Below are 12,011 nucleotides of genomic sequence, written 5' to 3' on the forward strand. Positions count from 1 at the left end.
ATCAAAACAGCGTGTAGCGCTGAGCCAGCGGCACGGTGTCGACCGGATCGGGATTCACCGTCTCGCCGTCGATGCTGATCGCGAACGTCTCGGGGTCGACCTCGATCTGCGGCAGCGCGGTGTTGTTGGGCATGTCGGCCTTGGTCAGGTCGCGGGTGGGCCGTACGGCGGTGAGCCGCCTAGTCAGCCCGAGCCGGCCGGCCAGGCCGTCCTCGATGGCCATCGGAGAGACGAAACTCGTTGACAGGTGCGGCGCCGACCCCACCGAACCGGGCAATGCCGGTCGCAGCAGCACCGGCTGCGGCATGGGCACCGCCCCGTTGGGATCACCGAGTGGCGCGAAAACGATAGCGCCGCCCTTGATCACCGCGGACGGGCGAATGCCGAAGAACGCCGGATCCCACAGCACCAGGTCGGCCAGCTTGCCCGGTTCGACCGAGCCGACCTCGTGGTCGATGCCGTGTGCTACCGCGGGACAGATCGTGTATTTCGCGACGTACCTGCGGGCCCGCTCGTTATCGGCCGGCAGGCTGGAATCGAGCGATCCGCGGCGCGCCTTCATCACGTGCGCGACCTGCCAGGTCCGGCAGACCAGCTCACCGATCCGACCCATGGCCTGGGCGTCCGAGGACGTGATCGACAGCGCGCCGATGTCCTGCAGGATGTCCTCGGCGGCGATCGTCGTCGACCGGATCCGGGACTCGGCAAAGGCGAGATCTTCCGGGACGCGGGGATTGAGATGATGTACGACGAGCAGCATGTCCAAGTGCTCGGCCACGGTGTTGACCGTGTGCGGCAACGTAGGGTTCGTCGAGGCGGGTAGCACATTCGGCTCGCTGGCGACGACGATGATGTCCGGCGCGTGCCCGCCGCCCGCGCCCTCCGAATGGAAGACGTGGATCCCGCGGCCGGCGATCGCATCGAGCGTGTGCTGCACGTAGCCAGTCTCGTTGAGGCTGTCGGCGTGCAGCGCCACTTGCAGTCCGAATTCATCGGCCGCCCGCAGCGCCGTGTCAATAGCCGCAGGAGTTGCGCCCCAGTCCTCGTGCACCTTGTAGCCGCCAGCCCCGGCCAGTGCCTCTTGCCGGAGCGCCTCGTCGCTGACCGTGCTTCCCTTGCCGAACAAAATGACGTTCAACGGGAGGTGATCCAGCGCCCGGTGCATCATCGTCAGGGACCACTCTCCGGGCGTCACTGTGGTCGCCTTCGAGCCCTCCGTCGGCCCGGTGCCGCCGCCGGCCACCGTCGTCGTACCGGTCGCCAATGCCTCATGCATCTCGATCTCGCTGAGGAAGTGGACGTGCGTGTCGATCGCGCCAGCGGTGAGAATCCGACCCTCTCCGGCGATGACGTCGGTGCTGGGCCCGATGTGCATATCGGGGTGTACGCCGTCCATCACGTCGGGGTTGCCGGACTTGCCGACGGCAACGATCCGGCCGTCCCGAACACCCACGTCCCCGCGCACGATGCCCCAGTGATCCAGTACCACCACGTTGGTGATGACCAGGTCAAGCGCGCCTTGGTCGCGGGTCGTCAGGCCCTGCCCCATCGACTCGCGGATGCTCTTTCCGCCACCGAAGACGGACTCGTTGCCGCCGATAGTCAGGTCCTGCTCGACCTGGATCCACAGGTCGGTATCCCCGAGCCTGACCTGGTCGCCGACCGTCGGACCGTACAGTTGGACATATTCGCGATGCGAAATCGGGCTCATGACGATCTCCCGTGGTCGGGGTCGTGGTCGGCGGGCGCCGTGGCGTCCGGGTCATTATGTGGGCGTTCATCGCTGAGCCGGGCGCGCACGGTCGATGCTCGCGACGGGTCGCTGACCGTCGTACCGGGCGTGCCGAACGGCACCACCGGCTTGGGTTCACGTTGATACGTCGCCAGGTTACGGCCGCGCACCTGCAAGCCCGGCACCAGACCGCGCCCGCCTAGGGCGACTAGGTCGACGGTCCGGCTGACACCTGGCTCGAAGCGCACCGACGTACCGGCCGGAACAGCAAGCCGGAAACCCTGACATTGTTCACGGTCGAAGCTCAACGCCGGGTTCGCGTCCGGCAGGTGCAGGTGTGAGCCGATTTGGATCGGGCGGTCACCGGCATTGACGATGACCAGTGAGCGGTGCTCATGTTCGGTGTTCAACTCGAGTGGCTCGTCGCTGGAGCGCACCTCTCCCGGGATCATTGGATCGGCGCCGTGATCGTGACGAGCTTGCGCCCATCCGGGAAGGTGGCCTCTACCTGGACGTCGGAAATCATCTCCGGCACTCCTTCCATGACTTCGGCACGGCTGAGTACGCGCCGGCCATCGTTCATCAGGTCGGCGACCCGTGCACCTTCGCGGGCGCGTTCGAGCACCCAGCACGACAGCAAGGCGACTGCCTCGGGATAGTTCAGTACAACGCCGCGCTCTCGCCGATCCCGTGCGACCATACCGGCGACACTCAGCAGCAATTTTTCAGTGTCGGAAGGGGTCAGGTACATGGCGGAACCTCCCGTTCGATCAAACGTTGTTTCAGGACTCTATCGCCTTGCGTGTACCGAACGCGCCCGTCCCCGGGTCAGATGGGTGGAACGGGCCGCTCATTAGCCGGTCTGCTGGATCTGCCCGAGCATGTCCTGGAGTCGCTGCTCGTCCTCGGTGCCGGTGAGCGGCGCGGAGCCGATGGTGACCCGGCGACATCGCCCCAGTCATGGGTGTTTCACCGAACTCCTACCCATGAACCGGATCTCAAAGAACCTGCCGGTAAGGGCATCAAGTCGCCGGCGCATGGTGTGGTGTGCCTATAGCGCCGCGTCTCCTCGGAGCAGTTGCAGTGCAATTGCTCGTCGTTGAATCTCGGCAGTTCCGTCCGGTATGCGCACGATGCGGGCAAGCCGCCAGGCCTCTTCGATCCGCAGTTCGTTGGTAAGCCCCATCGCCCCATGTATCTGAATGGCTGAATCGGTGACCCGGCCAAGCATTTCCGTCGTGAGTGCCTTGACGATGGAGGTCTCCTTACGGGTCGGCTGTCCCGATTCGACCATCCATGCTGTCCGGGCGACGGCGGATTTGGCGGCGTAGATGTCGATTGCCATTTCTGCAAGCTTGGCTTGAATCATCTGATGCTGGGCGATCGGTACGTCGAACGTTTCGCGCTGCTGCGCATAATCGAGCGAGAGGTCGAGTGCCCACTGTGCGAGCCCGACGCACATCCCAGACATCGACAGCCGTCCCTTGCTTATTCCTAGCAATGCAAGGGTTAGTCCGCGATTGGGCGTACCGATTATGTGGTCGTCAGGGACCCGGAGTTCGTCGATGCTGACTATTCCCACGTTCGAACCCGCTTGCCCTAGCAGCGGGATGATGCCGGTGCATTCGAAGCCTTCCGATCGGGTGTCGACGAAGAATGCTGTGATTCCGCCGCGTCGCGCCCGTGCGGCCTCGGGATCCGTTATCGCGAACAGGATACAGAAGTCGGCGTAGGCAGCGTTCGTGATCCATTGCTTCGAGCCATTGATGACCCACTCGTCGCCGTCCTTGACGGCGGTCGTTCTCATGCGCTGCGGGTCCGAACCCGCGCCGGCCTCGGACAGCCCAAAACACAAGGTGGACTCTCCGGAAACGATCGCTGCGATGTGCCGATCGCGCAGATGGGGCTGCAGTTCGAGGAGCAGGGGGGTCGCGCCGTTGGTGAACACCGACGGGATGACGACCTCGTGGATCAGTGTTCGGGGCGGACCGTAGGTGTGATTCAGGCGCTCCTGGATATGCGCGAGCGCACCTTCGCCGAGTCCGCCACCACCGAGAGAGGGGTCGCCGAACAGAGTATAGAACCCAGCATCGGCGGAGGCTTTGCGCACCGTCCTTTGGAGATCTCGCACCGCGGGAACGAGAATTCCGCGCTCGTCGGTGCGGGTGCGTTCGGTAGCTAGTAGGTCGGAGTGTGCGTTTTCCAGTGGCACGACAAATCGATCGATAAAGCTGATCAGACCGTCGGCGATATCTCGTGTATCAGCGGGTATTTCGAAGTTCACGTACGTCTCTTCTCTGGTTTCGTTGGAACATACGGGCGCCCTTGTCCTCGTACGTGTAGCGCGCTTCGGTGCGCTCTACTTTCTCCGGTCCGGTTATGACGCCCGCCGCTGGCTAATCCGCATACCGGTGACCTCGGCACCGATCATGTTGCGAAGAATGTCGACGGACCCGCCCGCGATCGCCATTCCCCGCACGTCGCGGAAGTTCCGCTCGAGGGGATGCTCGGTGAGGTATCCCTTGTGACCGAGCATGCCGATTGCTTCGTTGCAGACCTTGATGGCCGTTTCGTTACAGAGCAGTTTTGCCATAGCGGTTTCTCGAATCGGCGGAAACCCGTCGACGTCCGATCCCGCTGCGCGCCACAGCATCAATCTTGCGGCATCGAGCGAGACCGCCATATCGGCAATCCGCCATTGCATTCCCTGGAACTCGGCAATGGGTCGACCGAATTGCTCGCGGTTCTTTGCATACTCGACGGCGTACTCGAAGGCCGATTGGGCGACGCCGAGCGTCATTGCGGCATTGCCGCACCTCTCCGGATTGAACTGCTTGACCAGGAAGGCGGCGCCGTTGTTGGATTCTGGGTCTGGCGCCAGAACGACGTCATCGTTGTCGATGAAGATGTCGCTGAATCGCAGCACGGTCTCGTTGATGCCTCGGCTTCCCATCTTCTTCTCGATGGAAACTACCTCGAAACCTGGGTCGTCTTTCTCAACGAGAACCGCGCCGATTCCGCGTGGCCCCACGGTGCCGGGAGCGCGACAGAAGACCAGGATCGTGTCAGAGTGGTCGCCGCTGGTGATATGCGACTTCTCGCCGGAGAGTTGAAAACCTCCGTCGACCGGCGTCAGCGTCGTCTGTAGCGCGAGACCGTCAGAACCGGCTTGCGGCTCGGTCATGGCGATAGCGAATGAGTGAGATCCGTCGGCTACTCCGGGTAGGTACTTCGCGCGTTGCTGCGGCGTGCCGATCTCGGCGATCACTCGGGACGGTCCGTTGAGATTCCCTTGCAGCATCATCGCCGTGGCCATGCACCCGTGCGCGACTCCCTCGATCGCCAGACTTGCTTCAAGCACGCCCTTACCTTGGCCGCCGTACTCTTCCGATACGCACATTCCGATAAACCCGTGTTCTTTGAGCACGGCCAGGGAACGTTCGGGGTAGGTCGCAGTCTCATCCCATTGCGCGGCGTACGGCGCGAACTCGGTACGCCCGAGCTCAATAGCCCGCTCGCGCAACTCGAGTTGTTCTACGGTGAGCGTCGTTGCGTTGGTGGTCATACTTCCCTTTCACTAGATCTGCGGGCGGGTGCGTCATCGGACGGCGCGAGAATCGCCAGCGCGTCAACCGCGCAGGTTCGGCCGCTGGAGGTATCGACGAGGACAGGATTGATGTCGACATCGGCCAGTCGATCGCCAAAATCGTTTGCCAGCCACGAGAGACGACTCACCAGGTCTCCCAAGGCCGGAAGATCAGCGCCAGGTCGTCCGCGTCCCGGGGTGAGTGCCGCGGCGACCTTCAGTGAGCGAATCATTGATTCGGCGTACTCGCCGCTGATGGGGGCGAGCGCCGCACAGCTGTCTTGCACTGATTCGACCAGCACTCCACCACTACCGACGACCACGGATGGTCCGAAACTCGGGTCGTTGGTGAACCCGACGATCAGCTCGACATCTCCGTGCACCATCGGCTGCAGTAGCACCGCGACGTCTGACAGTCCGTGTTCCTCGCCGAGCGCCAGCACCCGTCGCGCCGAGTCCTGAACCTCATCGGCGGCCACGTTGAGTTCGACCGCCCCGATGTCGGACTTGTGCACGAGCTGATGCGAAACCAGCTTGATCGCGAACGGTCCATCAAACGCGGCCGCTGCCGATGCCGCATCCTCCGCGTTCTTAGCCTTTCTAGCTGCCGCAGTCGGGATGCCGTACATCGAGATGATCTGGCTGGATTCCCATTCGCTGAGCTGGGTGCGCCCCCGTGCCACTGCCTTGTCGATAATTGCCGCGACACCAACCTGATCGATCCCGTCCGGCCGAGTTGGTGGTGGCGCGCTACGCCACTGTGAATAGTCACATAGACGGGCAAGCGCGGCAGCTGCTCGATGCGGATCGCTAAAGCACGGAATTCCGCGTTCGTCGAGAATTTGTTGTGATCGTCCAGATCCTCCAGTCCAGACCACGATGATGAGTTTGTCCGCATCGGCGTGCACGCGGGTGATTGACTCGATCAGCGCGTCCGCGACCGATTCGCCGCATCCGAGTAGGACAGCAATGTGGTCAGTCCCGGGATGCTCCAGCGCAATTCTCATGCCGGCTTCGAGCATCGGAGGATTCAGGTACATCTGAGCGCCCAGATCGACGGGATTGTGCACCGACGCCGGTCTGGGTTCGATTGCCGCCAGACGCTCCGACCACTCGTCCTCCCACTCGGCCATTGTGAGGCCGAGTTCGGCTACTGCATCGGCCATCACTACTCCGCAACCGCCAGAGATCGAGAAACTGGTGACGCGCCGCCCGGCAGGTCGCGCGCCGGTGCCGAATATCTTCGCGGCATCGAGCATTTCCTCGACACCGTTCACCCGCACGACGCCGAGTTCACGAACGACCCCGTCGAAGATCTGATCCGAGCCAGACAACGATGCCGTATGCGTGGCCGCCGCACGTGCTCCCACGAGCGATCGGCCCGACTTGACCGCGATGATCGGCTTGTCGAGTTCGCGCGCTGTCGTGAACGCGCTGATGAGCTCGGAGCCATTCGAAACGCCTTCGAGGTAGGTCAGCAGGATCTGCACGTCGTCGCTGTGAGCGAGTGCTGTCAGGATCTCGCCGGTACTAAGCTCGAGCTCATTTCCAGTAGCGATGTAATGACTCCAGCCGATGCCATGGCGCGTTCCGGCGTTAAAAATGAAGCTTCCAAACGCTCCACTTTGGCTGACGAACGCCGTGGGACCGTACCGGAGTTCGTCGAGGTCATCTAGGGCAGAGGTGAATGTGGCTGTCACGCGGTCTCGGGTGCTGATCATGCCAAGGCAGTTGGGGCCGAGGACGGTCATCTCGCTCTCCCGAATCGCTGCCCGAAGCCGCTGCTCGGTGAGTCGTCCTAGGTCGGTGCCGGTTTCAGAAAAGCCGCTCGCCGCGACGATCGCCGTGTCGATGCCGATTGCCGCACATTCTCGAATCGCATCAGGAACGGCTTCGGCCGGGAGCACAATCATCGCCAGATCAACGGGGCCGGGGATGCCCGCGATACGCGCGATAGCGGGGATGCCCTGAACTTCGGTGCGCGTTGGGTTGATCGGATACACCGGACCGCGAAATCCGAAGCGTTTCAGGTAGTCCAGCGGGCGACCAGACATCTTTAGCGGATCATTTGACGCTCCGACCACCGCCACCGAGCCTGGGTACAGCAGATGGCGAAGACTTGCTCGCACCGCGTCGGACGCGCCCTGTCGATTGCCATTCGTCCCCAGCGTCACCGGCCAGCTCCCTCAAGTGATGGTCTTCGTTATTGGATCCATCCCAGAGTAGAGGCGTGGATTATCACGCGTCCAATACTGAAGCGCAGCGCGACTATGTATGATCAGCGACATAATGGAAGGGAGTGGTAGGTGGAACTTCGCCACCTCGTGGCCTTCGTGGCAGTTGCCGAGGAACTAAGCTTTCGCAAAGCCGCTGAGCGGCTCCAGGTCTCACAACCACCGCTTTCCCAACAGATCAAACGACTGGAGAGGGATGTCGGCGCGCGCCTGTTGGATCGCGACACTCGTCGGGTCGAACTTACCGCCGCCGGCAGCGCATTCCTGATCGAGGCCAACCGCGCTCTCGACGCGGCGCGGGCGGCGAAGATGCGCGCGCGCCAAGCCGCTCAAGGCGATATCGGATCCATCGATCTCGGGTTCAACGGCCCCGGCAACTCGCACGCGCTCATCCACCTCACGCAGCGGGTACGTACGCGCCTACCCGGTGTTGCCATCGAACTGGTTGGGCCGTACTACAGCGGCGAGATCGTCGACCTTCTGCGCCGTCGCCGCATCGATTGCGGCTTTGTTCGACTGCCGATCGACCTTCACGACTTGCAAGTCCTCGAAGTGGCCCGAGACCAGCTGTATCTCGCCGTCCCGGCGGATCATCGACTTGCCAATCGCGACGAGGTGTCGATCGAAGATATCGCCGACGAAGCTGTTGTGAGCGTGCCGCACGATCGGGGGTCGGCCGCGGCAGTCGCGATCGACAACGCCTACCTCGCGCACGGAGTGACGGCGCGCCTCAAACGGATCGCTCCAGACATGCACACTCTCATGTTGCTCGTCGCATCGGGCGTCGGGTCCGGTTTCATCCTCGGCACTGCCGCACACCTCATGCTTCCTGGTGTCAAACTGATACGGGTACCCGACATCCCGCCTATTCCGCTGCTTATCGCCTGGCACGCTGAAAACACCAACCCAACGCTCGCACGTGTGATCGACCTGATCGACGGGTCAATCGGAACCCCGCTCCAGACCGATCCCGCTTCGCTGAGCTATCAATCGGAATGAAGAATTACCGCACGACGGTTGAAATTCCGGGTCTTGATCTGTGCATGTCTACTGGATGGAGGGCCCAGCGATGGAGCTGCGTCATCTTCGCTACTTCCTGGCTGTAGCCGAGGAACTACATTTCAACCGTGCCGCGCAACGCCTGCAAATCCAGCAGCCGCCGTTGAGTCAGCAGATCCGCCAGCTTGAGACCGAGCTCGGTGTGGATCTTTTTGTGCGTACGACGCGAAGCGTCCGGCTTACTGAGGCGGGCAGGACATTCATGGAACATGCGTATGAGGCGATTGAGGTAGTCGAGCGGGCTCGTAAGGCGGCGGTGATGGCGGCGCAGGGTCTGACCGGGAAGCTTCGAGTCGGGTTTACGGGATCGGCGACGTACGCGCTGCTCCCGTTGGTCGCCAAGAGGTTCAAGGAGGCCTACCCGAACGCCGCGTTGGAGGCGCGGGGTGAACTGATCACCTCCGCGCAGGTGGCCGCGCTACTGTCCCGGCAGCTCGACGTCGCGTTTGGCCGACTCCTCGCCCCGGTCCCGGAGTTGGAGTTGCGTGTGGTCCGCCGCGAGCGGCTCGAAGTCGCGCTTCCGGCAGATCATCCACTCACGGCTTGCGAGTCCGTCCGGGTCGCGGACCTGGCCGATCAGAATTTCGTCACGTTGCCGGGCAGGTGGGGGTCGACGACGTATGAGCTGACCATCCGAGCATGTGCCGACGCCGGCTTCTCGCCGCACGTCCTTCAGGAGGTATCGCAGACGTCCACGGTGATTGGACTGGTGGCGGCCGGCTTCGGGGTGGCGCTCGTACCGGAGTCGTGTCGGCATATCAATGTGACCGGTGCCGTGTACCGGCCGATCGCCGGTGAGGCGCCACGCAGTGACGTGGTGATGGCGTGGCGCCGGAACAATGAGATGCCGCTGCTCCGGCAGTTTCTCGCGCTTTTCGACCACGAAATCTAGAGCAGTGAAGCACCTATTATGACGTAAAACATTCTAATAACCATTAGATTACACATTTGTCGTACTAGTTTCGGTCGCTCTACGCTCGGCTCGCTCAATAAACTCGCCGAGGCAATCAATCTTCAACGGACGGTCTTCTATGCCCGATTCGCCTTGCCCTCGGCCGAAAGGGAGGTAAATCGTGCATAAGGTCAACCGTGCCATTGTTATCGGGGCGCTCACATTGACACTTGCCGCGGCCGCATGCAGTACCAAGGGCGGCGACAGCGGGACGGCGAAGACCGGTGCCGGCGGGGTCAAGACCGACTACGGCGTCACGGACTCGAATATCACGCTCGGCGTGATGACCGACCAGTCCGGCGTCGACAAGACCGACGGTATCGCGGTCACTCAGGGGAACCAGCTGTGGGCGGATCAACTTAACGCGAACGGCGGCGTGTGTGGGCGGAAGATCAAGCTCAATGTGCGTGATACCGGTTACGACGCGCAGAAGGCGGTCACGTTATACGGGCCGATGAAAGACGACGTCGCCGGAATGGTGCAGTTGCTGGGCTCGCCGATTGTCGCGGCGCTGAAAAGTTCCCTCACGTCGGACAGCATGCTGTCGTTGCCGGTGTCTTGGGCCGCCGGGAACCTCGCAGTGCCGGTGACTATGAACGTCGGTGCCACGTATTCGATCGAGATCCTCAACGGACTGGCCTACTTGCAGGGGCAGGGTTTGATCAAGGACGGCGACGCGATCGGTCATATCTATATCGCGAGCGAGTACGGTGATGACGCCCTGGCCGGTTCGAAGGCTTACGCGAAGGATCACGACATGACTATCGTGGGCGCCAAGATTTCCGCTCAGGATACCGATATGACCGCAGCGGTGACGAGTCTGAAGAGTCAAAACGTGAAGGCCGTGGTAATCACGACCGCGTCGGGCCAGACCGGTGGCGTGGCAACCCAGATGGCGGCCCAAGGCCTGGGTAGTCTTCCACTGCTTGGGAATAACCCGACGTTCGCGCCCACGATTCTGCAGACGCCTGCTAAGGATGCGATGGCCAACTATTACCGGTCCGCGCCGATCGCGCCGTTCAACTCCGATATCCCGATAGCGCAGAAGATCGCGGCGGCGTACGACGCGAAATTTCAGGAGCCACCGATGGACAAGGTAGACATCGGCTACGTATTCGGGATGGCGTTCGAGACCGTCCTTCAGAAGGCGTGCAAGAACAAGGACATGACTCGGGCGGGTCTGGTTAAAGCATCACACGAGGTCAAAGTGGATACCAAGGGATTGACCGCACCGCTGGACTACTCCACCGAGGGCGAGCCCCCGACGCGCGCGACGTATATCGAGAAGGTGGATCCTTCGGCAAAGGGCGGATTAATGGTAGTTGACGGGCCGACCGCATCGACCGAAGCGAAGAAATACGAGGTCCAGTCAAAGTAGCCCGGCTGGTCGTGTCACCGATCGCGTACTTGTATCGCCGAGGACCGGGACACGGGTGGACAGATGATGGCAGACCTGAGAGGTGATCCGGTAGCCGCTACACGGCTACCGGATCCCGTACGACGCGCAGCGCGAGGGTCGTCAACTCGTGCGGCAGTTTGCGGCGACGTACCAGCCCGTCGTGCATGATCACCTCGTTGACGACGGCAAACGATGCACCGGCCCGGGTTCGGCTCTCTGGGGCCAATCGCTTCCCGACCGTGACGAGCTCATTCGATCCGCACCACCAGGGCCGGCTTGTCCGCGGAGTCAGGGTCCTCGCCGAGTTGATCCCACATCGAGTCGATCATCGGCTGGAGCAGCAGCTGACCCAGTTGCCGGGTCATCGTTCGGATCACCGTGTGTGCGTCGGACCTGAACGGTGGGACCAAGCCGGCCGCGCGGGCCCGAGCAGTCTCATCGATGGCCAGTTGGGTCAGCCGTCTCATGAGGTCGCTGTCGGGACCATTGAGCCCTAGTGCCGCACGGCGCACGTAGGTGACCACGAGGGGCTGGTCCGCGAGCATCTCGGCGACTGCTCGATCACGGCGCTGGCCGACGTCGCGTGGGGCGCTGTCCGTCGGCACCGACGCGATCGCCTCGGCGAACTGTTCGACAACGTGCAGCTCGACCTCCTCGCGCAGACGGTTCTTCGTGCCGAAGTGGTGCACGATGAGACCGACCGTTACCCCGGCATCCGCGGCGATACGCCGCATCGAGGTGCCCTCCTCACCGAGCAGCGCGAACAGCTCGAGCGCCGAGTTGCGGATGCGAGCCTTCGCCGTCAGGTCCTGCTGCCGCGCTGCCACCGTCATGGCTCATTCCCTTCGTTCAGCCTCAAGTCTCGCACCCGTCACAAGACCCTGTACATCCAAGCCAGAATGCTATACAAACATATAGTCATTGCAACTCGAGGACGAGAGGCATCATCGATGCACCAAGCAGCGCTCTGTCGGCCTACCTGCATGTGCGGCCGTGACCACCAAGGAGAACCGATGCCTGAGCTGGTCCGCGGCGGCGACTCGACGCCT

General features: G+C 62.5%; 11 protein-coding genes. 4 read left to right on the plus strand and 7 right to left on the minus strand.

Features of this window, described 5'->3' with window-relative positions; translation table 11 throughout:
• Nucleotide 1: 1 nt before the first annotated feature.
• Genes CLV47_RS00310 through CLV47_RS00320 form a run of 3 tightly spaced genes read right to left on the minus strand, consistent with a single transcriptional unit; the run spans nt 2 to nt 2,483 of the window.
• The gene (locus tag CLV47_RS00310) at nt 2–1,711 is read right to left on the minus strand and encodes an urease subunit alpha (protein ID WP_106347008.1); all 1,710 of its coding nucleotides are present in this window, start codon (nt 1,709–1,711) and stop codon (nt 2–4) included.
• Nucleotides 1,708–2,184 (minus strand): urease subunit beta, encoded by a 477-nt coding sequence (gene ureB, locus CLV47_RS00315; protein ID WP_106347009.1) that lies wholly within the window; start codon nt 2,182–2,184, stop codon nt 1,708–1,710. Before ureB ends, CLV47_RS00310 begins: the two co-directional genes overlap by 4 nt.
• Nucleotides 2,181–2,483, minus strand: coding sequence for an urease subunit gamma (locus tag CLV47_RS00320; protein WP_106347010.1), 303 nt, complete (start codon nt 2,481–2,483; stop codon nt 2,181–2,183). Before CLV47_RS00320 ends, ureB begins: the two co-directional genes overlap by 4 nt.
• An 81-nt stretch (nt 2,484–2,564) precedes the next feature.
• On the opposite strand from CLV47_RS00320, the gene CLV47_RS00325 reads away from it, so the two are divergent.
• Complete coding sequence (locus tag CLV47_RS00325; protein ID WP_106347011.1) at nt 2,565–2,789, plus strand: hypothetical protein; 225 nt, start codon at nt 2,565–2,567, stop codon at nt 2,787–2,789.
• Here the strand turns inward: CLV47_RS00325 and CLV47_RS00330 are convergent.
• The 3 genes from CLV47_RS00330 to CLV47_RS00340 all read right to left on the minus strand — a co-directional run bounded on the left by CLV47_RS00330 (nt 2,784) and on the right by CLV47_RS00340 (nt 7,492).
• On the minus strand, nt 2,784–4,016 hold the full coding sequence (locus CLV47_RS00330; RefSeq protein WP_106347012.1) for an acyl-CoA dehydrogenase family protein: 1,233 nt from the start codon (nt 4,014–4,016) through the stop codon (nt 2,784–2,786). The two genes, CLV47_RS00325 and CLV47_RS00330, sit on opposite strands and share 6 nt — an antisense overlap.
• A 93-nt stretch (nt 4,017–4,109) precedes the next feature.
• Nucleotides 4,110–5,297 (minus strand): acyl-CoA dehydrogenase family protein, encoded by a 1,188-nt coding sequence (locus CLV47_RS00335; protein WP_106347013.1) that lies wholly within the window; start codon nt 5,295–5,297, stop codon nt 4,110–4,112.
• Complete coding sequence (locus tag CLV47_RS00340) at nt 5,294–7,492, minus strand: acetate--CoA ligase family protein (protein ID WP_106347014.1); 2,199 nt, start codon at nt 7,490–7,492, stop codon at nt 5,294–5,296. Before CLV47_RS00340 ends, CLV47_RS00335 begins: the two co-directional genes overlap by 4 nt.
• Nucleotides 7,493–7,624: 132 nt before the next feature.
• On the opposite strand from CLV47_RS00340, the gene CLV47_RS00345 reads away from it, so the two are divergent.
• From CLV47_RS00345 to CLV47_RS00355, 3 genes are all read left to right on the plus strand, one after another.
• Nucleotides 7,625–8,551: a LysR family transcriptional regulator gene (locus CLV47_RS00345; RefSeq protein WP_106347015.1), complete on the plus strand. Its 927-nt coding sequence runs from the start codon at nt 7,625–7,627 to the stop codon at nt 8,549–8,551.
• A gap of 70 nt (nt 8,552–8,621) precedes the next feature.
• Nucleotides 8,622–9,503 (plus strand): LysR substrate-binding domain-containing protein, encoded by an 882-nt coding sequence (locus CLV47_RS00350; protein WP_170110874.1) that lies wholly within the window; start codon nt 8,622–8,624, stop codon nt 9,501–9,503.
• Between the two features lie 181 nt (nt 9,504–9,684).
• Nucleotides 9,685–10,941 carry an ABC transporter substrate-binding protein gene (locus CLV47_RS00355; RefSeq protein ID WP_106347017.1) on the plus strand — a complete coding sequence of 419 codons (1,257 nt, stop codon included), beginning with the start codon at nt 9,685–9,687 and terminating at the stop codon, nt 10,939–10,941.
• A gap of 269 nt (nt 10,942–11,210) precedes the next feature.
• Here CLV47_RS00355 and CLV47_RS00360 read toward each other — a convergent pair whose 3' ends face one another.
• Nucleotides 11,211–11,795, minus strand: a complete 585-nt coding sequence (locus CLV47_RS00360; RefSeq protein WP_106347018.1) for a TetR/AcrR family transcriptional regulator — start codon at nt 11,793–11,795, stop codon at nt 11,211–11,213.
• Between the last annotated feature and the right edge of the window lie 216 nt (nt 11,796–12,011).

The sequence above is a fragment of the Antricoccus suffuscus genome, assembly GCF_003003235.1.
Lineage (GTDB): Bacteria > Actinomycetota > Actinomycetes > Mycobacteriales > Antricoccaceae > Antricoccus > Antricoccus suffuscus.

Bases quoted from the DNA above. Each gene is read 5' to 3' on its own strand.
- CLV47_RS00310 (WP_106347008.1), bottom strand. From the start codon at position 1,711: ATGAGCCCGATTTCGCATCGCGAATATGTCCAACTGTACGGTCCGACG.
- ureB (WP_106347009.1), bottom strand. From the start codon at position 2,184: ATGATCCCGGGAGAGGTGCGCTCCAGCGACGAGCCACTCGAGTTGAAC.
- CLV47_RS00320 (WP_106347010.1), bottom strand. From the start codon at position 2,483: ATGTACCTGACCCCTTCCGACACTGAAAAATTGCTGCTGAGTGTCGCC.
- CLV47_RS00325 (WP_106347011.1), top strand. From the start codon at position 2,565: ATGGGTGGAACGGGCCGCTCATTAGCCGGTCTGCTGGATCTGCCCGAG.
- CLV47_RS00335 (WP_106347013.1), bottom strand. From the start codon at position 5,297: ATGACCACCAACGCAACGACGCTCACCGTAGAACAACTCGAGTTGCGC.
- CLV47_RS00350 (WP_170110874.1), top strand. From the start codon at position 8,622: ATGGAGCTGCGTCATCTTCGCTACTTCCTGGCTGTAGCCGAGGAACTA.
- CLV47_RS00360 (WP_106347018.1), bottom strand. From the start codon at position 11,795: ATGACGGTGGCAGCGCGGCAGCAGGACCTGACGGCGAAGGCTCGCATC.